The 24,739-nt window shown below is 72.6% G+C and carries 23 protein-coding genes and 2 tRNA genes; 16 read left to right on the forward strand and 9 right to left on the reverse strand.

From position 1 onward, the window contains the following. Positions 1-95: 95 nt before the first annotated feature. On the reverse strand, positions 96-692 hold the full coding sequence (locus P1P75_RS23320) for a histidine phosphatase family protein (protein WP_319258444.1): 597 nt from the start codon (positions 690-692) through the stop codon (positions 96-98). Between the two features lie 189 nt (positions 693-881). Between P1P75_RS23320 and P1P75_RS23325 the strand changes: the two genes are divergently transcribed. The 7 genes from P1P75_RS23325 to P1P75_RS23355 all read left to right on the forward strand — a co-directional run bounded on the left by P1P75_RS23325 (position 882) and on the right by P1P75_RS23355 (position 7,223). Further along, a complete protein-coding gene (locus P1P75_RS23325) occupies positions 882-1,832 on the forward strand; it encodes a phosphatase PAP2 family protein (RefSeq protein WP_319258446.1) in 951 nt (316 codons plus the stop codon). Position 1,833: 1 nt separating this feature from the next. After that, the gene (locus tag P1P75_RS23330) at positions 1,834-2,904 is read left to right on the forward strand and encodes a hypothetical protein (RefSeq protein WP_319258482.1); all 1,071 of its coding nucleotides are present in this window, start codon (positions 1,834-1,836) and stop codon (positions 2,902-2,904) included. Then, entirely contained in the window at positions 2,895-4,511 is a 1,617-nt protein-coding gene (locus tag P1P75_RS23335; RefSeq protein WP_319258448.1) for a hypothetical protein, read from the forward strand. The genes P1P75_RS23330 and P1P75_RS23335 overlap by 10 nt, the downstream gene beginning before the upstream one ends. After that, entirely contained in the window at positions 4,508-5,848 is a 1,341-nt protein-coding gene (locus P1P75_RS23340; RefSeq protein ID WP_319258450.1) for an AAA domain-containing protein, read from the forward strand. Before P1P75_RS23335 ends, P1P75_RS23340 begins: the two co-directional genes overlap by 4 nt. A gap of 183 nt (positions 5,849-6,031) precedes the next feature. After that, positions 6,032-6,400, forward strand: a complete 369-nt coding sequence (locus P1P75_RS23345) for a hypothetical protein (protein ID WP_086769854.1) — start codon at positions 6,032-6,034, stop codon at positions 6,398-6,400. Between the two features lie 144 nt (positions 6,401-6,544). Further along, on the forward strand, positions 6,545-7,156 hold the full coding sequence (locus P1P75_RS23350; protein WP_319258452.1) for a bifunctional DNA primase/polymerase: 612 nt from the start codon (positions 6,545-6,547) through the stop codon (positions 7,154-7,156). Beyond that, positions 7,147-7,223 (forward strand) — tRNA-Lys (locus tag P1P75_RS23355). The genes P1P75_RS23350 and P1P75_RS23355 overlap by 10 nt, the downstream gene beginning before the upstream one ends. Positions 7,224-7,380: 157 nt before the next feature. Here the strand turns inward: P1P75_RS23355 and P1P75_RS23360 are convergent. After that, positions 7,381-8,637, reverse strand: coding sequence for a M6 family metalloprotease domain-containing protein (locus P1P75_RS23360; protein ID WP_319258454.1), 1,257 nt, complete (start codon positions 8,635-8,637; stop codon positions 7,381-7,383). 318 nt (positions 8,638-8,955) lie between these two features. Between P1P75_RS23360 and P1P75_RS23365 the strand changes: the two genes are divergently transcribed. Continuing rightward, entirely contained in the window at positions 8,956-10,803 is a 1,848-nt protein-coding gene (locus P1P75_RS23365) for an EAL domain-containing protein (protein ID WP_319258456.1), read from the forward strand. Here the strand turns inward: P1P75_RS23365 and P1P75_RS23370 are convergent. The 3 genes from P1P75_RS23370 to P1P75_RS23380 form a co-directional block, all read right to left on the reverse strand. Beyond that, the gene (locus tag P1P75_RS23370) at positions 10,782-11,855 is read right to left on the reverse strand and encodes an LLM class flavin-dependent oxidoreductase (protein WP_319258484.1); all 1,074 of its coding nucleotides are present in this window, start codon (positions 11,853-11,855) and stop codon (positions 10,782-10,784) included. The genes P1P75_RS23365 and P1P75_RS23370 overlap by 22 nt on opposite strands. Before the next feature lie 320 nt (positions 11,856-12,175). Beyond that, entirely contained in the window at positions 12,176-12,907 is a 732-nt protein-coding gene (locus P1P75_RS23375) for a decarboxylase (RefSeq protein WP_319258458.1), read from the reverse strand. Next, positions 12,904-13,692, reverse strand: coding sequence for an aspartate/glutamate racemase family protein (locus P1P75_RS23380; protein WP_319258460.1), 789 nt, complete (start codon positions 13,690-13,692; stop codon positions 12,904-12,906). The genes P1P75_RS23375 and P1P75_RS23380 overlap by 4 nt, the downstream gene beginning before the upstream one ends. A gap of 162 nt (positions 13,693-13,854) precedes the next feature. Here P1P75_RS23380 and P1P75_RS23385 point away from each other — a divergent pair, with 162 nt between their 5' ends. Further along, a complete protein-coding gene (locus tag P1P75_RS23385) occupies positions 13,855-14,805 on the forward strand; it encodes a D-2-hydroxyacid dehydrogenase (protein ID WP_319258463.1) in 951 nt (316 codons plus the stop codon). A gap of 18 nt (positions 14,806-14,823) precedes the next feature. Next, the gene (locus P1P75_RS23390) at positions 14,824-16,215 is read left to right on the forward strand and encodes an amidase (protein ID WP_319258465.1); all 1,392 of its coding nucleotides are present in this window, start codon (positions 14,824-14,826) and stop codon (positions 16,213-16,215) included. Between the two features lie 18 nt (positions 16,216-16,233). Here the strand turns inward: P1P75_RS23390 and P1P75_RS23395 are convergent, their stop codons facing one another. Continuing rightward, the gene (locus P1P75_RS23395) at positions 16,234-16,728 is read right to left on the reverse strand and encodes a DUF3830 family protein (protein WP_319258467.1); all 495 of its coding nucleotides are present in this window, start codon (positions 16,726-16,728) and stop codon (positions 16,234-16,236) included. A gap of 118 nt (positions 16,729-16,846) precedes the next feature. Here P1P75_RS23395 and ehuB point away from each other — a divergent pair, with 118 nt between their 5' ends. The 6 genes from ehuB to P1P75_RS23425 all read left to right on the forward strand — a co-directional run bounded on the left by ehuB (position 16,847) and on the right by P1P75_RS23425 (position 21,172). Further along, complete coding sequence (gene ehuB, locus P1P75_RS23400; protein ID WP_319258469.1) at positions 16,847-17,785, forward strand: ectoine/hydroxyectoine ABC transporter substrate-binding protein EhuB; 939 nt, start codon at positions 16,847-16,849, stop codon at positions 17,783-17,785. Then, complete coding sequence (ehuC, locus tag P1P75_RS23405; protein ID WP_319258471.1) at positions 17,785-18,537, forward strand: ectoine/hydroxyectoine ABC transporter permease subunit EhuC; 753 nt, start codon at positions 17,785-17,787, stop codon at positions 18,535-18,537. Before ehuB ends, ehuC begins: the two co-directional genes overlap by 1 nt. Then, positions 18,534-19,181 carry an ectoine/hydroxyectoine ABC transporter permease subunit EhuD gene (ehuD, locus tag P1P75_RS23410; protein ID WP_319258473.1) on the forward strand — a complete coding sequence of 216 codons (648 nt, stop codon included), beginning with the start codon at positions 18,534-18,536 and terminating at the stop codon, positions 19,179-19,181. The genes ehuC and ehuD overlap by 4 nt, the downstream gene beginning before the upstream one ends. 88 nt (positions 19,182-19,269) lie before the next feature. Then, a complete protein-coding gene (ehuA, locus tag P1P75_RS23415) occupies positions 19,270-20,040 on the forward strand; it encodes an ectoine/hydroxyectoine ABC transporter ATP-binding protein EhuA (protein ID WP_319258486.1) in 771 nt (256 codons plus the stop codon). A gap of 181 nt (positions 20,041-20,221) precedes the next feature. Continuing rightward, positions 20,222-20,980 (forward strand): IclR family transcriptional regulator C-terminal domain-containing protein, encoded by a 759-nt coding sequence (locus P1P75_RS23420; RefSeq protein WP_319258475.1) that lies wholly within the window; start codon positions 20,222-20,224, stop codon positions 20,978-20,980. A gap of 115 nt (positions 20,981-21,095) precedes the next feature. Continuing rightward, positions 21,096-21,172: transfer RNA gene (locus P1P75_RS23425), tRNA-Lys, on the forward strand. Between the two features lie 245 nt (positions 21,173-21,417). Here P1P75_RS23425 and P1P75_RS23430 read toward each other — a convergent pair. The 3 genes from P1P75_RS23430 to P1P75_RS23440 all read right to left on the reverse strand — a co-directional run bounded on the left by P1P75_RS23430 (position 21,418) and on the right by P1P75_RS23440 (position 24,594). After that, the gene (locus P1P75_RS23430; RefSeq protein WP_319258477.1) at positions 21,418-22,023 is read right to left on the reverse strand and encodes a lytic polysaccharide monooxygenase; all 606 of its coding nucleotides are present in this window, start codon (positions 22,021-22,023) and stop codon (positions 21,418-21,420) included. A gap of 144 nt (positions 22,024-22,167) precedes the next feature. Next, complete coding sequence (locus P1P75_RS23435) at positions 22,168-23,277, reverse strand: SPFH domain-containing protein (protein WP_319258479.1); 1,110 nt, start codon at positions 23,275-23,277, stop codon at positions 22,168-22,170. Between the two features lie 126 nt (positions 23,278-23,403). Continuing rightward, entirely contained in the window at positions 23,404-24,594 is a 1,191-nt protein-coding gene (locus P1P75_RS23440; RefSeq protein ID WP_319258480.1) for a peptidoglycan-binding protein, read from the reverse strand. Positions 24,595-24,739 lie beyond the last annotated feature (145 nt).

A 24,739-nucleotide genomic window follows, 5' to 3' on the forward strand; every position in this document is an offset into this window, starting at 1 on the left:
AAGCAACGACCACTCGCGATTCGTCAGATCCCCCCGACCCATGACCGAACCAACGAGCGACCAGTCAGAAGGTCACATGATCCGCCGGACAGTGCCTAGCCCGCCAGGTGTCCCAGGTCGTTCCAGCTCTCGATCGCGGGGTCCCCGTACGCCCAGCCCAATACGGACAGCGACGTCGGATTGAGGCGTATGCGGGCCGCGAAGTCCAGCGGGAGGCCCAGCCAGCGGGCCCCGATCGAGCGCAGGATGTGCCCGTGGGCGAACACCAGCACGTCCCGGTCCGCCGACCGCGCCCACGCGACGACCTCGTCCGCGCGCGCGGTGACCTCCGCGAGGCTCTCCCCCTCCGGCACCCCGTCGCGCCAGATGAGCCAGCCCGGCCGGGCGGCCTGGATCTCGGCGGGGGTCAGTCCCTCGTAGGCTCCGTAGTGGAACTCCATCAGCGTGTCCCACGGCGTGGCCCGCTCGCCGAAGCCGGCGAGTTCGCACGTCTCCCGCGCGCGTGCCAGCGGACTGGTGCGCACCTCGACGCCGGGAAGGCCGTCGAACGGCGCCCGGTGCAGCCGCTCGCCGAGCAGCTTGGCACCGCGCCGGCCCTCCTCCAGCAGGGGCACGTCGGTCCTGCCGGTGTGCTTGCCGGACAGCGACCACTCCGTCTGTCCGTGCCGGGCCAGCAGGATGCGCGGTGCCATGGGAACCCTTCCGGGGGAATTCGGGGGCGGAACACATCCATCATCGCGCACCCTGAACGGGGGCAACCCGGGGGGCGATCTCAGCGTCTTTGACTGCCGGGGGCGCGCGGAACCGGGCGCCTGCACAGGCCGTAAAGTGGCACCTCCGTGCCATCGGCGCCGCAGCTACACGAAGGGGGAGGCGATCGGATGCCGCAGACCGAGACACCAGGCATCGAGGCGGCTCCGCCCAGGCTGCGCTGGTGGACGGAACTGCCGTTGATCGTGCTGGTGTACGCCTGCTACTCCGCCGGCCGGCTCCTCGCGCGAGGCGATGTCACCAGTGCCGTCGACCACGGGCTGGCGATCCTGCGGGTCGAGAAGCTCCTGTACATCAATGCCGAGCACCCGCTGAACCGGCTGTTCAGAACCGAGGCGTGGATCGGCGTGCCGGCCGACTTCTGGTACGCCTCGCTGCACTACATGGTCACGCCGGTGATCCTGGTCTGGCTGTTCCGCACCCGGGCCGTGCAGTACCGGGCCGCCCGCACCTGGCTGATGACGTCGACGTTCATAGGCCTGATCGGCTTCACCCTGCTGCCCACCTGCCCGCCCCGGCTGCTGTCGGCGGACCACGGCTTCGTGGACACGATGGCCCAGTACAGCTCGTACGGCTGGTGGGGCGGCGAGGCGAGCGCCCCGCGCGGGCTCGGCGGCATGACCAACCAGTACGCGGCCATGCCGAGCCTGCACGTCGGCTGGGCCCTGTGGTGCGGGGTGATGCTGTGGCGGCACGGTGGCACCCGGGCGGCGAAGACCGCCGGTGTCGTCTACCCGCTGGTGACGACGATCGTGGTGATGGGCACCGCGAACCACTACTTCCTCGACGCGGTCGCCGGCGCGGCCGTGATGGGCGCGGGACTGCTGCTGGCCCCGCTGGTGACACGCCGCGCGGACCGGGTCGCGGGCTGGATGGCGGGACGGTTCCCGTCCGTCCCGGTGGCCGCTCGGAGCGCGGAGACCTCGATTGTCAGTGCCGGATGCCAGACTTCCCCGGGTGAGCGAATTCCACGGCAGCGCGAGTCACGGTTCGGGCCCGGAGCCGAGCCGGACGCCACCCCCTCGGACGCGGGGGACGGCGCTCCGGCAGCGGCTCGCTGACCTGCGCGGACCCGACGTACCGGCCAAGGCGCTGGACGCCCGCGCCCTCGCGGCGCTCGCCGCGAACCCGGGATGCAGCCGGCGCGCGATCCTCGACGGCGCCGGGGTGAACAAGGCGGCACTGGCCGACGCCCTGGGCTCACCCTCGGCGTTCGGCCAGTCCCAGTTCGCCCTCACCCGCGGCAACGCGTTCGAGGCGAAGGTGAAGGCCGACGGCGGCGCCGACCTGCTGCGCCTGGTGCACGAGAAGCTCGACCCGCGCGCGCAGCCGCCCACCGGGGCGAGCGTCCCGGACCTGTCGGCGATCGGCCCCGAGGGCCGTACGGCGCGGACCGCCCTGGCACTGCGCGAGGCCGGGCAGGCGCCCGGCACCTGGACCCTCCTCGACCATCCGATGCTCGCGCTGGACGTCGCCGGCTCCCCGGCGTTCCTGGAGCCGGACGCGGTCGTGGTGCACCCGGACGGCAGCTGGTCGGTCGTGGAGATCAAGTCGTTCCCCCTGCTGGACGGCTCGGCGGACCCGGCAAAGGTCGGCGCCGCCGCCCGCCAGGCCGCCGTGTACGTGCTGGCGCTGGAGGCCGTCGCCGCCCGGCTCGACCCCGCGCCGCGCGTACGCCACCGCATCCTGCTGGTCTGCCCCAAGGACTTCTCCAACCTGCCCGCCGCGTCCGCCGTGGACATCCGCAAGCAGCGCGCGGTCACCCGCCGCCAGCTGGCCCGGCTCACCCGTATCGAGGAGATCGCCGACGCCCTCCCGGACGGCACCTGCTTCTCGCCCGAGCAGCCCCCCGAGCAGCTCACGGCGGCCGTCGAGGCCGTCCCCGCGGCCTACGCGCCCGAGTGCCTGGCCGCCTGCGAGCTGGCGTTCCACTGCCGCGACCGCTCCCGCGCGGCCGGCACGGTCACCGCGCTGGGCCGCACCGTCCGCGCCGAGCTGGGCGGGCTGACCACGGTCGGGGACGTGCTGGCCGCCGCGCGCGGCGAGGCCGGCGACCCCGACGACCCGGCGGTGGCCGCCCTGCGCCGGGCGGCCCGACTGCGCGAAGAGTCCCTGGGGGCTATGTGTCGCTGATCGCCACCCTCGCCCGCCTCGAGGCCGTCGCCACCGGCCGCGCGCGGCCCACCGCCACCGTCCGCCACCGGCACCTGTCCGAGCGGCCGCTGGTGTTCGTGCCGCTGACCACCGCCGGTGAGGCCGGCGCCCCGCTCGGCGCCCTCGTCGGCACCGACCGGGACGCGCCCCGGCTGCTCGTCGTGGCGCAGCCGCGCGACCGCGACCTGCGGTTCGCGTTCCTCGCCGAGCTGGCCGACATCGTCCTGCCGTACATCGACTCCTACGCCGACGCCGTCGAGGCCGCCGAGCGCAGCGACACCGACCCGGAGACCGGCAAACGCGTCAAGGTCGAGGTCGAGCTGTGTTCCGACGCGCCCCAGCTGATCGTCCCGAGCCGAGCGGGCGTGGAGTACGTCCGCCTCCTGGGCCGCTCGATGCGCTTCCGCCGTACGGCCGAGCAGGACCCGGAGACGCCGTATCCGGCGCCGCCGCGCGTGCCGCTGCTCGGGCGGTGGCTGACGCACTTCGGGGAGCGGTCCCGGGTGCCCGGTTCCTCGCTGCTGGCGGCGCTCACCGAGATGCTGGGCCGGCACTGGGCGACCGGCCAGTCCAGCCTGGAGGACCAGCACCTGGGGGCACTGCTCGCCTGGATCGCCCCGCCCGAGGGCGCGACCGGAGCCGAGGCGGCGCTGCGCGCCGAGCTGGCACGCGACGGTCAGGGCCAGCTGCTGTGCCCGCCGGCCGGCCCGGCGACCGACCCGGCGTTCGACAACAAGCTGCTCGCCCCGGCCATCGAGCGCTACGACCGCGCGCGTACCGCCCTGGCCGCCGCCCAGGACGGCCTCCAGGCCGACGACCGGCTGGGCGAGCTGACCGCCGCCGAGCGGGCGATCCACGAACTCGTGCTGAGCCGGACGCTGCCCACCTGGGAGAAGGTGTGGCAGGGCCTGGACCTGCTGCGGGAGCTGCCCGAGGGGTCGCATGTCGAGGAGCGGTGGACGCGCGACCGCTGGTCGTTCACCGGCCACCGCGACCGCGTCGTGGCCGGTGAGCCCCCGCAGCCGCGCCGCGACGACGCGGTGACCGCCGCCAACAAGCTGGCCACCCGCGAGCGCGAACAGGGTCGGCTGGACGCGCAGGAGGCACTCGACGACCCGCTGGTGATGGCGGGGCGGCGCCTCGCCGGGGAGGCGTTCGCGGGCGAGGTCGTCGACGTGGTCATGGCGTACAGCGAGGGCAAGCGGCCCAGCCCGCGCCCGCTGGTCACCGTCCGCACGGACGACCGGCCGCATCTCGGGGAGCGGGCCAAGGTGTTCCGGTCGCTGGGCGGGAAGCCGCAGGCGGCGGAGTTCGTGCGGCGGGAGGGACCTGACGCGGCGGACGGACCTGAGGAGGAGTGCCTGCTGGTGCTGCGGATCGTCGACAAGATGGGCCGCGGCAAGGAGCCGGAGGTGGGGTCCGTGCCCGAGAAGGGCGACCGGGTCTGCTTCACCCTGTTCGAGCACGAGCAGCGCGGCGGCGCGAAGCTGCCCGACCCCGAGGACACGCCGTGGACGCACGGCGGGCCGCCCGGGGAACCGGTGCCCGAGACCGCCGATTCCGTCACCGAGGAGGACACCCTGTGACCACCGAGGCCGTCTTCGACGCCGGGACCGCCGCCACCCGCGCCACCGACGCGATCCTGCGCGACACGCTGCACGGCACCGCGCGCGGGGTCGTCGTCGACTCCCCGCCCGGCGCCGGAAAGTCCACGCTCGTGGTCCGTGCCGCGCTGGAACTGGCGGACGCGGGGCGCCCGCTGATGGTCGTCGCGCAGACCAACGCGCAGGTCGACGACCTGGTGCTGCGGCTCGCCGAGAAGAACCCCGAGCTGCCGGTGGGCCGCCTGCACAGCAGCGACGCCGACGCCTACGACAAGACGCTGGACGGCCTGGCGAACGTAAGGAAGTCGGCGAAGGCCGGTGACCTGGCCGGGCTGCCGGTCGTCATCTCCACGGCGGCCAAGTGGGCGCACGTGAAGGCCGACGAGCCGTGGCGGCACGCGATCGTGGACGAGGCCTACCAGATGCGCTCGGACGGGCTGCTGGCCGTGGCCGGACTGTTCGAGCGGGCGCTGTTCGTGGGCGACCCGGGGCAGCTGGACCCGTTCGCGATCGTGGGCAGCGAGCAGTGGGCCGGCCTGTCGTACGACCCGTCGGCCTCGGCCGTGTCGACGCTGCTGGCGCACAACCCGGACCTGCCGCAGCACCGGCTGCCGGTGTCCTGGCGGCTGCCGGCGTCGGCGGCCCCGCTGGTCTCGGACGCCTTCTACCCGTACACCCCCTTCCGCAGCGGCACGGACCACGGCGACCGCGCGCTGTCCTTCGGCGTCCCCTCCGACGGCTCCGGGCCCGACCGGGTGATCGACGAGGCGGCCGAGTCGGGCTGGGGTCTGCTGGAGCTGCCCGCCCGGCACACGCCCCGCACCGACCCGGAGGCGGTCCGGGCGGTGGCCACGGTCGTGCGGCGCCTCCTCGACCGGGCCGGCGCGGCCACCTCCGAGCGCTCCCCCGACCCCACTCCGCTGACCGCCGACCGGGTCGCCGTCGGCACGGCCCACCGCGACCAGGCGGCGGCGGTCCGCGCGGCACTGGCCGAGCTGGGCGTCACGGACGTCACCGTCGACACGGCGAACCGGCTGCAGGGGCGGGAGTACGACGTCACGGTGATCCTGCATCCCCTGTCCGGGCGCCCCGACGCGACCGCCTTCCATCTGGAGACGGGCCGCCTGTGCGTCCTGGCGTCCCGTCACCGCCACGCCTGCGTCGTCGTCTGCCGTGCGGGGGTCACCGACCTGCTGGACGCCTACCCGTCGACGGAACCGGTCCAGCTGGGCACGGCGGTGAAGTTCCCGGACGGCTGGGAGGCGAACCACGCGGTCCTGGCGCACCTGGCGGAGCACCGGGTCACCTGGACGGCGTGACGCCGGGACCGCGCATCTTGCTCGGCTCCAGGTGGCTTGGAAGTGCCGGTGGCTGGGGAACATCGCCGGGGGGCGCATCGCTTGAGAAGGCCGGGGGTCCCGGCCCCCTTGCGTCGTCGGGGGACAATGGAGGGTGGTCCGCTTGCCGGTGGTGCCATCACGTCCGTACGAGGAGGAGAAGACATGGCGGAGCACACGCCGGGTCGGAACGAACCGCGGCTACGCCCCGCGCCCCTGCTCTTCGAGCCCGCCGAGGCGGCCGGTGATCCGGAGCACTTCTTCGACCTGGAGTCGATAGACGACCCCGGGGCGCTGCTGACGCGCGCCACGGAACTGACGCAGGCCTTCCGGGCGGCGGCGGACCGGGCGATGGAGTTCCAGGCCATGGCGGCGGCTCAGCTCGCCGATCCGCGCCGGTTCGACCGGCTGACGGCGGCGGACATCGCGGACCGGGCCGAGTGGACCGAGGCCTACGCGAAGAAGATGGTCGAGTTCGGGCGGGACCTGATGCGCGGCGACGCCGAGGGACTCGGGCACGCCGACCCCGTGTGACCCGGCCGCAAGGCCCCGTCGATCACTCTGCGTCAGGCTTTCGGCATATGCCAGGTGGGCAAGATAGTGCCTCCGGCCGCTCCCTGTCCTCGTTTTCCACAACCCAGTGGAATCGGCCACTCACGCCGTGTAGATCTTGGCGACATGAGCAGCGCATGGGACGCCCCTGACACCGACCACCGCGACACCGCCGGAGTCACCGCGGACGGCGCGGCCTGGCTGGCGTCCGCCGGCACGTATCCCCGCAGCACGCTCGCCCTGTGGGAGGAGCGCCCGCACGCCCCGGTCGTCCTGCCCTGCGGTTCCGTCTTCGACGTCGTGAGCGCGCCGGCGATGTTCGGGCGGCTGATGCTGGACCGGCTGTGGGACGAGGGGCCGGGTTCGGGGCCGGTGGCCGCGTTCCGCGGGCGGATGCTGCTGTTCGCCGCTCCGGGCACCGCCCAGCGGCTTCCCTCCCTGCTGGACTGGGAGGAGTGGAGTGCGGACGGCCGCCGGGACGGCCGTACCGGGACCGTGCCGCCGCTGCTGTGCCACGGGAACGGGGACGCGGTCACCGTGCCCGCCCCGCTGGCCTCGGAGGAGACCGGCGGAGCCACCCGCTGGGTCACCGCCCCGGACACCCGGCACCCCTGGCTGCCGGGCCCGGAGATCCTGCTCTGGGCGGCCGTCCGGGCGGCCCGTGCGGCCGTGCGGATATCGATTTCTCACGCCTCGGATCCGGATGCTAAGGTCTACGACGTCAGCAGGCGCCGCTAGCTCAGTTGGTTAGAGCAGCTGACTCTTAATCAGCGGGTCCGGGGTTCGAGTCCCTGGCGGCGCACCATGACGAGGGCGGCCCCTGTTCGCGGAAAGCGCGAACAGGGGCCGCCATCGTCATGTCTGCGCGGCTTCGCCGCGCGTTGTGGGGGCTCCGCCACCCACACCCCCACACAGCAAATCCCCTCGCGCAAGCGGGGGGCCTTTCGCGTGGCCGCACGCCGCTAGGCCGTGATCCGTACCGTCCACGCGCCCGCCGCCGTGCGGCCCTCCACGTCGACCCTCACGTCCTCCCCCGGCACGGTGAAGCTCTCGCCGGCGCCTACGGGGGCGTCGGCGAGGGGCGGGTAGACCGAGTCGCCCCAGCAGGCGTCGGTACTCGGGTGGGCGTCGACCACCTCGACCGGGCCGCGGCCGGACTCCGCGCCGCTCTGGACGCGGTAGACGAGGACGCCGGAGCGGCAGGACGCGAGGTCGTTGCCGATCCGGCCGCGGGCCTCGAAGGCGAGGGCGCTGTCGGCGCCGGTGCGGACGACCGCGAGCTTGGTGCCGTTGCCGAGTCCGAAGGCGGGTGAGCCCGAGGCCCGGCTCACCGGGATGTCCGGTCCGGCGCCCAGCGGCTCCAGTGTCAGCCGGGTGGGTGTGCCACGGGGTACGCACACCACCTGGCGCGGTTCCAGCCAGCCCAGCTTCCACTTGTGCCAGGCGAACAGGTCGGGGGCCAGGCCGAACTGGCTGCCCATCAGGTCCCAGTCGCCGACGTGGGTGTCCCAGTCGCCCTTGCCGTCCATGGGGCGGTGGTAGAGATCGGGCAGGTCGAACACGTGCCCGGTCTCGTGGGCGAGGACGAGCCGGTCCGGCGGGTGCTGCTCGAAGACGGTGACGATCCGCCGGATGTCGGTGCCGTCGGCGCGCAGCGGGGTGTTCATGTTGACGACCTTGGTGGCGTCGGAGTCCACGCCGGGGGCGTCCGGGTCGGCGACGAGGTACACGACGTCGTAGCGGGAGAAGTCGACCTGCCCGTCGGCCGCGGCAAGGGCGTCGCGCAGGTAGGCGCCGCGGCGCTCCGCACTCCAGTCCCGCTGTATGGCGTACGCGGTGGACGGCTTCGGCATGCGGATCCAGCGCTGGAGGGGGTGGGCGCGCAGGGTGAACTTGCCGTAGGAGGCCTGCTGGAAGTAGCGACTGGTGGCCGGGAAGTGGTCGGCGGCGAGTTCGGCCGGGGGGACCATCGGTGTCCAGTCCGGGAACGACAGGAAGATCATGACCGCGTCGAGGGCGCGGGCGGGACGCGGGTAGGCGGCGTTCCAGGTGTCCAGGCCCTCGGAGTGGTGGGCGTCCGTGCGTTTGAGGGCGCAGGGGGTGGCCGAGAAGGGTTCCGCCGCGGGGGCGCTGATGAGGCAGGTCGCGGCGAGTGCCGTGAGGGTGGTGAACATGGCCGCGGTGCTGCGCAGTCGGGGGCGCGGGAGCTGTCGCGGCACAGGAGACCTCCGGGAGCGGTTCACGGGACACCGCCACCCAGCCTGTGGGAATTTGTCGTACTACGCCCTGTTTGTCTGCCCCAGACGAGTGAGGACGCGGAAACGGGGCATCATTGCCGACACCCCCGGAATACTCACGGAACGTCACAAGCGGTCGCCCGCCCGCAGAACCGGTCCAGCTGGGGGCAGAAACGATCTGTCAGAAACCCCGGTTGTTCAGGGACACTGGGCAGTGGCTGCGCACGCCCGGGGGCAGCCTCTATGATCGGCAGACTTTTCCTGCGCGGACAGCGATCGAGTGCACTGCGGGAGCGAGCGGTGAGCGGAACGTCCGAAGGGCCGACGCCCGCGGCAGACCTCGACCGGTCGGCCGTCACGGTGAGTGACATCAAGGCATCTACTCGTAGGGGTGCCGCCGAGGACAGCGACGGAGGGCCGTCGGCCTACCGTTCCGTCTTCGCGGCCGCACCCCTGGCCATGGCCGTCGTGGACCGGGAGGGCCTGGTCAGGGACGCCAACGAGGCGCTCGGCGTGCTCCTCGGCGGCGGGCCCGCGGCTCTGGTCGGGCGGTCCGCCGCCGACCTGCTGGACCTGGCCTCCGACGCGCGCACCTGGCACGCCTACCGGGAGGTGCTCCGCGGTCGCCAGGCGAAACTGCGCTGCACACGGCGGCTGAAACGGCCCGACGGGCGCTCGCTGTGGGCGCAGGTCACGGTGGCTCCGCTGGACGGCGGTCCGGGTGGCGTGCTGCTGTCGGTCACCGACGTCAGCGGTCACCGGGAGTTGCAGGCCCGGCTGCGCCACCTCCAGATGCACGATCCGGTGACCCGGCTGCCCAACCGCACCCTGTTCTTCGAACGGGTGACGGGCGCGCTGGAGGCGGAGTCGTACGAGCAGAGCGGGACCGGCCGGATCGGGCTGTGCTACCTGGATCTCGACGGGTTCAAGGCGGTCAACGACACTCTCGGGCACCGGGTCGGTGACCGGCTGCTGGCCGCCGTCGCCGAGCGGCTGACCGTGTGCGCGGAGGAGGCCGGACGGACCCGGCCGAGCGTGCCGCTGGTGGCGCGGCTCGGCGGGGACGAGTTCGCGCTGCTGGTGGAGGACTCCACGGGCACCGAACAGCTGGCGGATCTCGCCGAGTCCGTACTGAAGGCGCTCCAGGCGCCGTTCGACCTCTCGGGTCAGCGGCTGAACGTGTCCGCGTCCATCGGCGTCGTCGAGCGGCACGCGGCCGGCACCACGGCCACCGGGCTGATGCAGGCCGCCGACACCACGCTGTACTGGGCGAAGGTGGACGGCAAGGACCGCTGGACGCTGTTCGACCCGGAGCGCAACGCGCATCTGATGACCCGGCAGGCGCTGGCCTCCACGCTCCGGCCGGCCATCGAGCGGGGCGAGTTCCGGCTCGACTACCAGCCGCTGGTGGGGATGTCGGACGGGCGGCTGCGGGGGGTGGAGGCGCTGGTGCGCTGGGACCACCCGCGTTTCGGCCTGCTGGGGCCGAATCGGTTCGTCGCGCTGGCCGAGGAGGACGGCTCGATCGTGCCGCTGGGCCGCTGGGTGCTGGCCACCGCCTGCCGGCAGGCGCGCGCCTGGCAGTTGGCGCACCCGGACGACCAACCCCTGTTCGTCAGCGTCAACGTGGCGGTCCGTCAGGTGTGGGACTCCGACCTGGTGGCCGATGTCGCGGAGATCCTCGCCGAGACCGAACTCGACCCGGCGCTACTCCAGTTGGAGCTGACGGAGTCCGCGGTGATGGGCTCGGCGGGACGGCCGTTGCAGGCGCTCCAGGCGCTGAGCGACATGGGCGTGAACATCGCCATCGACGACTTCGGCACCGGCTACTCCAACCTGGCGTATCTGAGCCGGCTGCCGGTGTCGGTGCTGAAGCTGGACGGGTCGTTCGTGCGCGGCTTCCAGTACGAGGGCACGGGGGCGCCGCCGAATCCGGCCGACGAGGTCGTCGTCGAGGCGATGATCGACCTCGCGCACCGGCTCGGACTGACCGTGACCGCGGAGTGCGTGGAGACGTCGGCGCAGGCCACCCGGTTGCGCCGGATCGGCTGCGACACCGGACAGGGGTGGCTCTACTCCCGACCGGTGCCGCCGGACCGTATCTCCGAGCTGATGGCCGGCGCGTCCTACGCCGTCGGCAACCCGTAAGCGTCCGCGACGAGTTCGTAGGAGCGCAGGCGCAGGTCGCCGCGGTGGGCGTGGCTGGTGAGCATCAGCTCGTCGGCGCCGGTGCGCTTGTGCAGGGCGTCGAGGCCGGAGCGGACCTCGTCGGCCGTGCCGTGGATGATGTTCGCGGTCCAGGAGTCGACGAACTCCCGCTCCAGCGGCGTGAATTCATGGGCCTCCGCCTCCTGCGGGGAGGGGAACAGGCCGGGCCGGCCGCCGCGCAGCCTGACCATGTTCAGACCGGTGGCCAGGGTCTGGCGGCGGGCCTCGCGCTCGTCGTCGGCGGCGAGCACCGACACACCGATGAGGGCGTACGGCTCGTCGAGGACCGCCGACGGGCGGAAGGTCTCCCGGTAGAGGTCGAGGGCCGGGACGGTGTTCTGCGCGGAGAAGTGGTGCGCGAAGGCGAACGGCAGGCCCAGCAGGCCGGCCAGCCGGGCGCTGAACCCGGAGGAGCCGAGCAGCCAGACCGGCGGGCGGTGCCGGGACTGCACGCCGCCGGGGGAGGTGGCCTGGACCGGGCCGGGGACGGCGTGGATGCGGCCGTAGGGGTGCCCGTCGGGGAAGTCGTCGTCGAGGAAGCGGGTCAGCTCGGCGAGCTGCTCGGGGAAGTCGTCGGCGCCCTCGTTGAGCCTCTCGGTGCGGCGCAGGGCCGCCGCGGTGGCGCCGTCGGTGCCGGGGGCGCGGCCGAGGCCGAGGTCGACGCGCCCGGGGGCGAGGGCCTCCAGGGTGCCGAACTGTTCGGCGATCACCAGGGGGGCGTGGTTGGGCAGCATGACGCCGCCCGAGCCGAGCCGGATGCGGCTGGTGTGGGCTGCGAGGTGGGCGAGGATCACCGCGGGCGAGGAGGAGGCGACGCCCGGCATGGAGTGGTGCTCGGCGACCCAGTAGCGGTGGAAACCGCGGGCCTCGGCGAGCCGGGCGAGGTCGACGCCGGTGCGCAGGGCGTCGGTGGCGGTGTGCCCGGAACCGACGGTGACCAGGTCCAGTACGGAGAGCGGGACGGGGGCGGCGCCGAGCGCCGTGCCGTGGATCCCGTCGGCCGACGCGTCACCGGCCGCCGCTTCGCCTGTCCTGTTCTCGCCTGCAGCCGTCTCGTCTGCCGCCACGGGTTTCCTCCTGCGTTCTGGGCGTCCGCTGTCCTTCGGGCGCTAACAGGAGGGTGTCCCCGGTTATTCCCGGCCAGCCACGTGGAGCGCCGGTCAAGGAGAGAGAGCGACGGTCACGGGGAGCGCCGTCCAGGGGAGCGCCGTCCAGGGGGAGCGCCGTCCAGCGGGAGCCGCCGGCCACGGAGAGCGCCGGTCATGGGGAGCCGCCGGCCACGGGGAGCGACAGGCCCGGAGACCCCGTCCGCTCACATCTGCACGATCGGCTCCCGGACGAACAGCGCTCCCAGGCTCGGCGCGTTGACCCGGCGGTCCGTGAGGCGCAGGGCCTCCCAGACGGTGACCTGGTTGGCGGTGAGGACCGGCTTGCCCAGGGCCTCCTCCAGGGCGGGGAGGTGGGCGGCCGTGTGCAGGGCGGTGTCGGGGAGCAGGACCGCGTCCGCGTCGGGGGTGTCGGCATCGCGGGCCAGGGCGAGCACCTGCGCCTCGCCCCAGGTGCCGACCTCGGCGGCCGTGACGACGCCGGAGCCGCGCAGCGCCGTCACCTCGACGCCGCCCGCGCGCAGGAACTCGGCGAAGAGCCCGGCGATGTCGTCGGGGTAGGTCGCGCCCACCGCCACCCGGGCGGCGCCGATCTCCTTCGCCGCGTGGACGAAGCCGAAGGAGGTGGAGGAGGCGGGCATCCCGGCGGCGCGGGCCAGCGCGCGCACCTGCTCGTGGGCGCCCTGCCAGCCGTGCACGAAGCCACCGCTGGTGCAGGCCCACACCACCGCCTCCGCGCCGGCCAGCCGCAGCTGCTCGACGCCCGCGGCGAGGCGCTCGGGCGCGCCCATCTCCCGCAGGGCGTCGACGCGGTGCGCGTCCTCGCCGATGTCCGTGTGGACCAGGTCCACCCGGATGTCACTACCCAGGAGCTGCTCGATGCGGGGGTAGTCGTCCTCGGCGGAGTGGCCCGGGTAGAGGAATCCGAGTGCGGTCATGTCCATCCTTCCTGCTGTTCTTCCGGCAGTGCGGGAGGCCAGTTCCGCGCCCCCTCGTCCAGCAGAGCCTGGTACGGCCCCACGGCTCGGGTACCCAATCGGCGCAGCGCCGCCCACATCGTCACCTGGTTGGCCGAGATGACGGGTATGCGTAGTTCCGCCTCCAGTTGGGGGATGACGTCGTACGTCGGGAGGTTGGTGCAGGAGATGAAGAGGATCTCGGCGGCCGTGGCGCTCACCGCCTGCCGGGCCATGTCGGCGACGTCCCGGTACGGCACCTTCCAGATGTGCCGGGTGAGGCCCATGAACGCGCAGCCGGTGACCGTGACGCCCGCCTGGCCGACGTACTCCCGCAGGGCGTGGGTGACGGACTCGGTGTAGGGGGTGACCAGGGCCACGCGGTGGGCGCCCAGTTCCGCCAGGGCCTCCAGGAGGGCGCCCGAGGTGGTCACGGCCGGCGTGGCGCCGGCCCGGGTCATCGCCTCGCACAGGGCGCGCTCCCCCGCGATCCCGGCGACGAAGCTGCCCGAGGTGCAGGCGTAGGCGACGACCTCCGGGGCGACCGCGATCAGGGTGCGGACGGCGTCGCCGAGCGTCTCGTGCTCGCTGACCCGGCGGGCGAGGTCGAGGCTCACCTCGACGGGCACGTACGGGGTGCGTGTGAGGTGCAGGGACACGTCGTCGGGGACCCAGCGCCACAGCTCGCGGTCCAGGGCGAAGTCGAACGGGGCGACCACGCCGAGGCCGCGCTGGCCCCGTGGGCCGCCGAGAAAGGTGACGTCCATGGGGCACCGCCCTCACCGGGAGACAGGATGGCGCAACCGGCCGTGCGTCGGGCCGTGTTGACGACGGTAGGTTCGGGTGCGAACGTGGTCAATCCGTGCACGTCAGACCTTGGTCACGACCGGGGGAGAAGACCCTCGGTCCCGCCGGGTAAGGGGCATCGGATGACCGCGCTTCCCACGCTCCTCGTCCTCGACGCCGAGCCGCCGCCCCGCCTCGGCCGGCTCACCGGGCGGGCCCGTGTGGTGCACACCGACGAGGCGGGGCTGGCCGGCCTGCTGCCCGGGGCGGACGTCCTGCTGGTGTGGGACTTCGCCTCGCACGCGGTGCGCTCCGCCTGGCCCGGCGAGGGTCCGCGGCCCGGCTGGGTGCACTCGGCGAGCGCGGGCGTGGACCACCTGATGTGCCCGGAGCTGGCCGCCTCGGACACCGTGGTGACGAACGCGCGCGGGATCTTCGACGCGCCGATCGCCGAGTACGTCGCCGCCCTGGTGCTGGCGATGGCGAAGGACCTGCCGCGGACCCTGGAGTTCCAGCGGGAGCGGGAGTGGCGGCACCGGGAGAGCCGGCGGGTGGCCGGGACGCGCGCGGTCGTCGTCGGCTCGGGGCCGATCGGCCGCGAGATCGCCCGCACGCTGAAGGGGCTCGGCGTGACCGCTGCGGTGGTCGGCCGGGTCCCGCGCACCGGCATCCACGGCCCCGGCGACCTGGACCGGCTGCTCGCCCGCGCCGACTGGGTGATCGCCGCGGCACCGCTGACCGAGCGGACGCGCGGCATGTTCGACCTGCGCCGGTTCGGCGTGATGCAGCCTTCCGCGTGCTTCGTGAACGTCGGCCGGGGGCAGCTCGTCGTCGAGGACGCGCTGGTGCAGGCGCTGGAGAAGCGGTGGATCGCGGGGGCCGCGCTGGACGTCCTCACCACCGAACCCCTCGCCGCGGACAGCCCGTTGTGGCGGGTGCCGGGGCTGCTGGTGTCCCCGCACATGAGCGGGGACACGGTCGGCTGGCGGGACGAACTCGGCGCGCAGTTCGTGGAGTTGTTCGAGCGGTGGGCGGCGGGCCGGCCACTGCGGAACGTGGTCGACAAGCAGCGCGGATACGTGCCCGGACACTGATGTCCTCTGGAGGACCGCATGACGGACCTGACCACCTTGACCGCGGGCCGGCTCCTCGACGGCTACCGCAAGGGCGAGTTCGGGCCGGTGGAAGCGGTCCGGGCGGCCCTGGAGCGGGCCGAGCGGATCCAGCCGGAGGTGAACGCGTTCGTGCGGATCCTGGCCGAGGAGGCCCTCGCGCAGGCGCGCGGCGCGCAGGAGCGGTGGCGGCGCGGGGAGCCGCGGGGCGCCCTGGACGGCGTACCGGTCACGGTGAAGGACATCCTGCTGCTGAAGGGGCATCCCACCCTGCGCGGCTCCCGGGCGGTCGATCCGGGCGGGCGGTGGGAGGAGGACGCGCCGTCGGTGGCCCGGCTGCGGGAGGCGGGCGCGGTGTTCCTCGGCAAGACGACGACGCCCGAGTACGGCTGGAAGGGCGTCACCGACTCGCCGCTCACCGGGATCACCCGCAACCCGCACGCCCCCTCCCGTACCGCGGGCGGCTCCAGCGGGGGCAGCGCGGCCGCCGTGGCGCTCGGCGCGGGCCCGCTGTCCCTGGGCACGGACGGCGGGGGCAGTGTGCGCATCCCGGCCGCGTTCTGCGGGATCTTCGCGCTGAAGCCGACGTACGGCCGGGTGCCGCTGTATCCGGCCAGCGCCTTCGGGACGCTCTCGCACGTCGGTCCCATGACGCGGGACGCGGCGGACGCGGCGCTGCTGCTGGACGTGATCGGGGTGCCCGACTCCCGCGACTGGTCGGCGCTGGGCCCGGCCGGAGGTTCGTTCACGCGGGCGCTGGGCGGGGGTGTGCGCGGGCTTCGGGTGGCGTACTCGCCGTCGCTGGGCGGCCAGGTCGCCGTGCGCCCGGCGGTCGCGGCGGCGGTCCGGCGGGCCGTGGAGCGGCTGGCGGAGCTGGGCGCGTACGTCGAGGAGGCCGATCCGGACTTCAGCGACCCGGTGGACGCCTTCCACACCCTGTGGTTCGCGGGGGCGGCACGGGTGACCCAGCATCTCGGCCGGTACCAGCGGGAGTCGCTGGATCCGGGGCTGCGCGAGATCAGCGCGCGGGGCGCCCGGTTCAGTGCCCTGGACTATCTGGCGGCCGTGGACGTCCGGATGGATCTGGGCCGCCGTATGGGCCGCTTCCACGACGACCACGACCTGCTGCTCACCCCGACCCTGCCGATCACGGCGTTCGAGGCGGGCGCGGAGGTGCCGAAGGGGTCGGGGCACCGGCGCTGGACGGGCTGGACGCCGTTCACCTACCCCTTCAACCTCACCCAGCAGCCGGCCGCGACCGTCCCGGTCGGCACGGACGGCGACGGGCTGCCGGTGGGCCTGCAGATCGTGGCCGCGCGGCACCGCGACGACCTGGTGCTACGGGCGGCGCACGCGCTGTACGAGGCGGGGTTCACGTCCGGCGGAAGCTGAGCGTCCCCGCCCTGGGCGTCACGTCCGGCGGAAGCTGAGCGTCTCCCCCGCCGCCCCGGTCCGCCACAGGTCGTTGCAGGCCTCGGCCATCGCCTCCAGGCCCTCGACGACCTGCCCCCAGACGATGCCGGGGACCCAGCCGACGTCGCCGTTCAGCAGCAGGTTGTTGCGCTCGTAGAACAGGGCCAGGTCGACGACCGTCGTGCCGGCGCGGACCTCGCGGTCGTAGCCGTAGGCCTGGGTGCCGAGTTCCGCTCCGGCGAAGGAGAAATAGCAGAGATCTCCCGGAATGGGCGTCACCGTCGGATTCTCCAGCGGTGGTTCCGATGTCGTGAAAGGCGGGAACAGGGCGTAGATCTCGTTGCGCGCGTATTTGGCGTGATAGACGTCCCCGGCGAGCGGAAGGGAATCCCAGACGGCCGCGCAGGTGATCGGCGCGGATTCGTCGAGCAGCTTCGCCGTGGCGGCGATTCCGCGCCTGGCCAGCGAGACTTCGATGTATCGGTCAGCCATGCGTTCCATGGTCCTCCCACGGTCAAGGGGGCCTCGGCGGCGGGCGGGGGCGCGTCACCGGCGGGCGGGGCCGGAAGTGGTGCGCATGACTGGCGTGAAGTCGGGTAGCCGCGCGCCCATGGCTCGACCACAAGCACATCGATCCGGAACCCATGACAGACCCCACGACAGTCCCCGCACAGGACTCAGCCGCCGCTCGCTGCTCGCCGGAGCGGTGTCGCTGGGCGCGGCGGGAGCCCTCGGGGCGGCCGGGTGCAGCCGCGTCCCGGACGACGGAAAGGTACTGGGCGGCAGTCTCCTGGAGACCCTGCGGGAGCAGGGGTCCGTGAAGATCGGCATCGCCAGTGAGCCTCCGTTCGGATATGTCGGAGACGACGGGCAGGCGACCGGAGAAGCACCCGCGATCGCGGAGGTGATCTTCAAAAGGCTCGGTATCGACGAGGTCAAGCCGGTGCCGGTGGATTTCGGTGCCCTGATACCCGGACTGAAGGCCCGGCAGTTCGATGTGGTGTCCGCCGGGATGTACATCAATCCGGTCCGGTGCGAACAGGTGCTGTTCGCCGACCCGGACTACCTGATGCTGGACTCCTTCATCGTCAGGAAGGGCAATCCGCACGGCATCAAGACCTATGAGGACGTCAGGAAGAAGGGCCTCAGGCTCGCCTCCGGCAAGGCGTACGCCCAGATCGACTACGCCAAGGCCGCCGGCATCGCCGACGTCCTGGTCCTGCCGGACCAGGTGGCCGGCATCGACGCGGTGGCGCAGGGCCGGGTGGACGCCTTCGCGGGCACCCGCATCACGGTGAAGTCGGCGGTGGAGGGCTCCGGACGGGTGTCGGCTACCGACCCGTTCCAGCCCGTGATGGACGGCAAGCCCGCCTACGGCGCGGGCGGATTCGCCTTCCGGCTGTCCGAGAAGAACTTCCGGGACGCCTTCAACAAGGAAGTGCTGAAGCTCAAGCGCGACGACTACAAGGAGCTGCTGGAGATCGTCAGCCCCTTCGGCTTCGGCATGGCCGACATGACGGACCTCACAGCGAAGGAGCTGTGCGGCTGATGATGAGTTCGGAGTTCTTCACCACCTGGTTCCTGCCGGGAATCTGGGTCACCGTCCAGGTGACCGTGTACGCCGCCGCCCTCGGCGCCGCCATCTCGTTCGGGATCGGCCTCGCCCGCGGTTCGCAGTACTGGATCGTCCGCTTCCTCGCCGGTATCTACTTCGAGGTCTTCCGGGGCATGTCGGCGCTGGTGCTGATGTTCTGGATGTTCTTCGCGCTGCCCCTCTTCGGCTGGCAGCTGGTGCCCATGTGGGCCGGCGTCAGCGCGCTCGGCCTCACCTACGGCGCCTACGGCTCCGAGGTCGTCCGCGGCTCCCTGGCCGCCGTGACCCCGGCGCAGAAGGAAGCGGGCATCGCGCTCAACTTCACCCGCTGGCAGCGGTTGCGCCTGATCGAGCTGCCGCAGGCCTGGCCCGAGATGGTGCCGCCGTTCAACAACCTGCTGATCGAGCTGCTGAAGGGCACCGCCCTGGTCTCGGTCATCACGGTGGCCGATATGACGTTCGCCGGCAATCTGCTCCGGCTGGGCACCAACGAGACCACCCCGGTCTACACCCTGCTGCTGGTCCTCTACTTCGTGCTCGCCTTCCTCATCACCCGCGGCATGCGGCTGCTGGAGCGCAGGGCGAAGGCCGGGATCGGGCAGCGTCCGGAGAAGTCCGGCGGCATCACCAGGAAGCCCGCCGCCCGCGGCAAAAGCCCGGTGGCCGGTTCGCAGTCCGGTTCGCAGTCCGCGGGAGGTACGGCATGAGCTGGGACTGGAACGTCGTGGACGACTTCATGCCGCGGTTCTGGGACGGCGTACTCGTCACCCTCCAGGCCCTGGCCCTCGGCACGCTGATCGCCTTCGCGCTGGGCCTGGTGTGGGCGCTGGCACAGCGCTCCCCGCGGGTCTGGGTGCGCTGGCCGGTCGTCGCCGTCACGGAGTTCATCCGCAACACACCGCTGCTGGTGCAGCTGTTCTTCCTCTTCTACGTGGTGCCGAACTTCGGCCCGTCGATGTCGCCGCTCGCGACCGGCATCGTCGGCCTCGGGCTGCACTACTCCACGTACACCGCCGAGGTCTACCGGGCGGGCATCGACGGCGTCCCGGCCGGCCAGTGGGAGGCCGCCACGGCGCTGAGCCTGTCCAAGGGCCGCACCTGGCGGGCGGTGATCCTTCCGCAGGCGATCCGCCGGGTCGTGCCGCCGCTGGGCAACTACGTCGTCGCCATGCTCAAGGACTCGCCGATGATCGCGACCATCGGCGCCTTCGACATGCTCGGCGAGGCCCAGTCGTTCAGCAACGAAACCTTCACCACGGAGGCGCTCACCGTCGTGGGGGTGGCCTTCATCGTCATCGCCTACCCCGCCTCCCTCCTGATCCGAGCCCTGGAGCGACGCCTTGTCCGCTGACACGAACCCCGCCGACACGAATCCCACCGGCACCGACCCCGCCGGCACCGATCCCGCAGAGAACGGCCCCGCCCTGGTCAATCCGCCGGTGGACGGCAGCGAGCTGATCCGCTTCGACAAGGTCACCAAGCGGTTCGGCGACAACACCGTCCTCGACCGGCTCGACTTCTCCGTCGACTCCGGCAAACACGTCACGCTGATCGGCCCGTCGGGTTCCGGCAAGACGACGATCCTGAGACTGCTCATGACCCTGGCCGAGCCCGACGAGGGCACGATCAGGGTGGGCGGTGCCTATCTGACCCACGAGGAGCGGGGCGGCAAGCTGGTCCGGGCCGGCGAGAAGCACGTGCGCGAGGTCCGTAAGAACATCGGGATGGTGTTCCAGCAGTTCAACCTCTTCCCCAACATGAAGGTGCTGCGCAACATCACCGAGGCCCCGGTCACCGTCCTCGGCCTGTCCAGGGACGAGGCCGAACAGCGGGCCCGTGACCTGCTCGAACTGGTGGGCCTGACCGAGCACCTCGACAAGTACCCGACCCAGCTGTCCGGCGGCCAGCAGCAGCGGGTGGCGATCGCCCGCGCGCTGGCGATGCGGCCGCAGGTGCTGCTCCTGGACGAGGTGACCTCCGCGCTGGACCCGGAGCTGGTGGCCGGCGTCCTGGACGTGCTGCGGGACATCGCCCGCACGACCGACATCACGATGCTCTGCGTGACGCACGAGATGAACTTCGCCCGGGACATCTCGGACCAGGTCCTGATGTTCGACTCGGGCCGCGTCATCGAGTCGGGCCCGCCGGAGAAGATCTTCAGCGAGCCGGAGCAGGAGCGGACGCGGGAGTTCCTCAGCGCGGTGCTGTGAGGCCCGGGGGCGCCACTCCGTGTGGCACCCCCACGCCTCCGGAATATGCCAGCGGAACAATTCCCCAGTTGAGAGGCCCGCAATCTCGTCAACCCCCTCTCCCTGTTGGCTACTCGCCGGTTATCGTGGTCGGGATTCACCGTCCGGATCACGGCCAGGAAGAAGCGACCGGGGGGAAACCGTGGCGCTGAAGAACGAGCCGAAAACTCCGCACCACCCGGCCCAGGACGCCCTGCGCGTCCTGGAGACGGTGGCACGGCACACCACAGGCGTCACCGACGCCGACCTCACCCGCGAGACCGGCCTCGGCGGGGAGCGACTGACCACGCTCCTGCGGATGCTGCGCCGCGAGGGATACGTCGAGCAGATCGCCGACGGGGCGTACGTCACCGGTGACGCCCTGACCCGTCTGGCGTCCGCGCACCACCACGAGGAGGCCCTCCGGGACCAGCTCCAGCAGACCCTGGACCGGCTGCGCGACACCGTCGGCGCCGCCGTCTACCTCAGCCGCTACGTCGACGGAGAGTTCACCGTCACCCAGTACGCCGACGGCCCGGCCACACCCGCGGTCAACGAGTGGGTCGACTTCCGCTCCTGCGCCCACGCCACCGCGGCCGGCAAGAGCCTCCTCGGCCAGCTCGACCACAACGGCCGGCGCGACCACCTCTCCCGGCACAAGATGGCCCGCCTCACCTCGCGCACCATCACCAGCGACAAGCTGCTGCTCTCCCGCCTGGAGTCGCAGCCACCCACCGCCCCGGTGCTCGACCTCCAGGAGTACGCCGTCGGCACGGTCTGCGCGGCCGTACCGATCACGGCCGGCTCCACGGCGGGCTGCCTGGCCCTGTCCCTGCCCGTCGAACACGCCCACCGGCTGCGCCAGGCCGCCGACACCCTGAACAGGAGCGCGACGCAGGTTCTGCTCTCGCTGGCCATCTAGAAAGCAGCCCCACCAGAGGCCTCACTGGCAGCTTCCTACCTGGTCCGGAGCACTCCCACGGACCAGGTAGTATTTTCTTCGTCGCCGGCCGCCGAAGGCGGAGGGCGAGGGTCATGCGCCGCTAGCTCAGTTGGTTAGAGCAGCTGACTCTTAATCAGCGGGTCCGGGGTTCGAGTCCCTGGCGGCGCACCATGACGGAAGGGCCTCTCGTGGAGACACGAGGGGCCCTTCGGCGTCCTCCCTGTACGCCTCCTTTCCTTCCCTGGGGGCCGCCACCACACCCGGGTCGGCGCATCGCACGCCCCCCCGTCTGCGCAGCGCCGGCGGCAGATCAGTCAGCGGTGCGGCGCGGGCGGCGACCCCGGCGCACGGTGGCGGAAGCACGTGCGCCGGCGCCGGTCGCCCGGTCCGGCGCACGCGTCCCGCCTCCGGGGGGCTCAGAAGGTGACGTCGGAGCAGGCGTAGAAGGCGTTCGCCGTGTCGGCGACCGTCCAGACCGCGACGATCACATGGCGCCCGCTCAGCCCGGACGGCAGGGTGCCGCTGTGGGAGAGGGTCTGCGGCGGGCGCTGACCGCCGTAGGGCACCGTCAGGAACGGCGTGAGGTTGAGGTCGGAGCGGGCCAGGTTGTGGTTCTGGTTCCAGCCCGCCCTGGTGACGAAGTACTTGAAGTCCGTCGTCGCGTGCATGGCGGTGAACTGCCAGCGGAACGAGTACGACTGGCCGCCGGACACCCGGGTGGACGGCCAGGCCGCGCCGGACGGGGTCCTCGGGCTGTCGAGCTGGGCGAACGGGGTGTTGCCCGCCGAGCAGATCCGGCCGTCGGCCGGTCCGGCGGCCGGGAAGCCCTTGGGGCCCTCGACGCTCTGCGGCTCCCACTGGATGTTGCCGCAGTTGGCGACGGTGCCGTTCTGGCAGAGCTTCTGCCTGCTGATGGGGAGGTCGGTGTAGCCGTGGCCGCTCGCGCCTCCGGCGGTGAGCACGAGGGCTCCCGCCGTGGTGAGGCCGAGGGCGGCCGCGTACAGCTTGGTCTTTTTGCGCATGCTGCCGCTCCTGGAGAACGTGGGGGAAGTTCTGTGAGCCGTGCAGGTCTAGACCAAGTTTGAGATTATTGCTGATTGTTGAACATGTCCATACCAATTCGGGGACGGGATGGGGCCAGGCGGCGGGACATGTCCGACGGGTCGTCAGGGCGACTGCTCCCCCCGGCCCGAGCAGAACGCCACCGTCAGGTCCTTCACCAGCGCCTTGCGCTCGTAGTCGTCGAGTTCCACCAGCCCCCGCATGGTCAGCCGGGTCACCGTGTCCTCCACCGAGTCCACCACCGAGGTCAGCACCGACGCTCGCTGCTGGGCGTCCAGCGCGGCGATCCGGCGCCGGTGCATCGCGGCCGCCACCTCGGGGGCGTACTCGATCCGCAGCGGCTGCACCGAGAACACCTCCAGGCCGATCGCGCCCGCGTCCCGCGCCACCCGCCGGGTCAGCGCCTCCCCGGACGCCTCGACCGCGCCCCGCCCGGCACCCGGCGTCTCCACCGGGACACGGGCGAGCGCCGCCTCGACGCACTCGCGCAGATACGTCTCGTGGTCCTCGACGCCGAGCGTGGCCCGCGCGGTGTCCCGCACCCGCCACACCACGAGCGCCACCACCCGCAGCGCGACCCCGTTGCCGTCGGCCGCGGGCATCGCCTCGCTGCGCCAGTGCCGCAGCCGTACGTCGACCCGGCGGCGCAGCAGCAGCGGGTTCACCCACAGCAGGCCGGTGCGCCGCACCGTCCCCCGGTAGCGGCCGAACAGGCCGAGCACCCAGGCCCGCCCGGTCCCGCCGCGCGCCAGCCCGCCGAAACCGAACAGGGTGAGGGCGCCCGCCCCCGCGTACGCCGCCCACTGCACCGGGCCGAGCCCCACGCCGGCCGACGCGGGCAGCGCGAGCGCCTCCACCACCGGCGGCGGCAGGACGCCCGCCCACCAGGAGGTGGCGGCGCAGCCCGCCGCCCCGCACACCCCGGCGGCCACCCCGACCGCTCCGGGCAGCACCCGGGCGGGCCGCTCGACGAGCGCCGGGTCGACCTGCGCGACCGGCCGGGCCTTCGCCGGCGTCGGCCGGCGGAACCTCGGCTGCTCCCCGGTGCCCGCCCGGCTGCCCACGACGACGGGCCCGAGCGGCACCGGCCTCGGCTCGGGCTCGTCACGGAACAGCAGATGGACGGGGATCTCGGTGGTCGCCTCGTTCTGGATCAGCCGGGCGGGCCGTGATGGCCCCTCCGATTCGGGCGTCTGAGAAGTGGTCGTGCTCATGCGTGCCTCCAGCCTCCGCGCCAGATACGCCAGATACGCCATGACAGTGGATGGGGACGGCCGCGCGACGACCCGGGATCACCTGGGACCGCCCCAGGACGAACCGGGTCGTCGCGCGCGCGGGGCCTACGAGAACAGCCGCCGCCAGGTCTCCGGTCCCGGGTAGCCGTCGGCCGCCCCGCCGCGCCAGCCCTGGGTGCGCTGGAACGCCTCGACGCCCCGCCGGTCCGCCTCGCCCCAGCGCGGTCCGGGCCCCTTCGCGTAGTACGTGCCGAACCCCTTCTTCACCAGCTGCCTCCCCAGCTGGGTGACGTACGCGTTGTCCGCGCCGGGCCGGAACATGGCCCGGCCGGGATACACGGGGAGGCGCGGCGTCTGGGCGGGGGCGCCCGCCGTTCCGGAGCCGCCCGCGCCGCCGGAAGCCGCCGCCGCGATGTCCTTGCCCTTGCCGGTGGTCAGCAGTGACCAGGTCAGCGGGCCGGGCAGCCCGTCGGCGTCGGCGCCGCGCCAGCCCTGGGCCTGCTGGAACGCCTGGGTGGCCCGCCGGTCGGCGTCCGACCAGCGCGGGCCGGGCCCCGAGGTGTAGTACCGCTTCGCGCCGCGCTCGACGAGGAGCCGGCCGAGCAGGGTGACGTTGTTGTTGTCCGCGCCCGATCCGAAGGACGCCCGCCCCGGATACGGCGCTGCCTGCGCACCCGAGCCGGGATTGGCGCCGTCCCCGGCGCCGCCCGGAGTGCCCGGCGGGGGCACCTCGGGTACTCCGGGCACCCCGGGCACCCCGGGCACCCCGGGCACCCCGGGCACCCCGGGCACTCCGGGGTCAGCCGGATCGGCGAGCAGGCCCTTGTAGCGGTAGGGGACGTACTTGGCCGAGTTGGTCGAGTAGGCGTAGGGGGTGGCGAGCCTGCGGGTGCTCGGGCGGGTCTGCTCGTAGGCGATGTAGTAGCCGTGCGTGGAGTCCGTCCAACCGCCGAAGAGGACGACGTGGGAACCGTTCGTCGGGTTGGCCGGATTGTGGAAGAGCAGCATGTCGCCCGGCTGGAGCTCCTCCTTGGTGATCCGGGTCGCGTACTGGTGGAGGCTTCCCGTCCACTCGTTCCCGGGCAGGCTCCAGGCCATGGAGACATAACCGGAGCAGTCCTGCCGGTAGCCGTCCGACCAGTACGCGCTCATGCTGTACGGCACCTTGGCCGTGACCCATTTCTTGGCCCGGTTGATGATCTCCGTTCGGGTGGTCGCCGGCAGTTTGACCGTGTCGGCGGCGGGCTTGCCGCCGGGCCCGTGCAGGGGCGCCTTGGCGCCCTGCCCCGTCCGCATACACCGATCCCCGGGCCCCCGGGCCAGGCAGAAATTTCCCTTGTCGGGTATCCCTTGAATAAGGCAACAGATTCAGCCGCTGTACGTTCTACCTTATCCAATAATGTACAGGCACTGTCACACCCACTATAGTACACGAGAACTA

The sequence above is a fragment of the Streptomyces sp. ID05-39B genome (genome assembly GCF_033794725.1).
Lineage (GTDB): Bacteria > Actinomycetota > Actinomycetes > Streptomycetales > Streptomycetaceae > Streptomyces > Streptomyces bobili.

Bases quoted from the DNA above. Each gene is read 5' to 3' on its own strand.
- P1P75_RS23320 (WP_319258444.1), bottom strand. From the start codon at position 692: ATGGCACCGCGCATCCTGCTGGCCCGGCACGGACAGACGGAGTGGTCG.
- P1P75_RS23325 (WP_319258446.1), top strand. From the start codon at position 882: ATGCCGCAGACCGAGACACCAGGCATCGAGGCGGCTCCGCCCAGGCTG.
- P1P75_RS23345 (WP_086769854.1), top strand. From the start codon at position 6,032: ATGGCGGAGCACACGCCGGGTCGGAACGAACCGCGGCTACGCCCCGCG.
- P1P75_RS23350 (WP_319258452.1), top strand. From the start codon at position 6,545: ATGAGCAGCGCATGGGACGCCCCTGACACCGACCACCGCGACACCGCC.
- P1P75_RS23375 (WP_319258458.1), bottom strand. From the start codon at position 12,907: ATGACCGCACTCGGATTCCTCTACCCGGGCCACTCCGCCGAGGACGAC.
- P1P75_RS23380 (WP_319258460.1), bottom strand. From the start codon at position 13,692: ATGGACGTCACCTTTCTCGGCGGCCCACGGGGCCAGCGCGGCCTCGGC.
- P1P75_RS23385 (WP_319258463.1), top strand. From the start codon at position 13,855: ATGACCGCGCTTCCCACGCTCCTCGTCCTCGACGCCGAGCCGCCGCCC.
- P1P75_RS23390 (WP_319258465.1), top strand. From the start codon at position 14,824: ATGACGGACCTGACCACCTTGACCGCGGGCCGGCTCCTCGACGGCTAC.
- P1P75_RS23395 (WP_319258467.1), bottom strand. From the start codon at position 16,728: ATGGCTGACCGATACATCGAAGTCTCGCTGGCCAGGCGCGGAATCGCC.
- ehuB (WP_319258469.1), top strand. From the start codon at position 16,847: ATGGCTCGACCACAAGCACATCGATCCGGAACCCATGACAGACCCCAC.
- ehuC (WP_319258471.1), top strand. From the start codon at position 17,785: ATGATGAGTTCGGAGTTCTTCACCACCTGGTTCCTGCCGGGAATCTGG.
- ehuD (WP_319258473.1), top strand. From the start codon at position 18,534: ATGAGCTGGGACTGGAACGTCGTGGACGACTTCATGCCGCGGTTCTGG.
- P1P75_RS23430 (WP_319258477.1), bottom strand. From the start codon at position 22,023: ATGCGCAAAAAGACCAAGCTGTACGCGGCCGCCCTCGGCCTCACCACG.
- P1P75_RS23435 (WP_319258479.1), bottom strand. From the start codon at position 23,277: ATGAGCACGACCACTTCTCAGACGCCCGAATCGGAGGGGCCATCACGG.
- P1P75_RS23440 (WP_319258480.1), bottom strand. From the start codon at position 24,594: ATGCGGACGGGGCAGGGCGCCAAGGCGCCCCTGCACGGGCCCGGCGGC.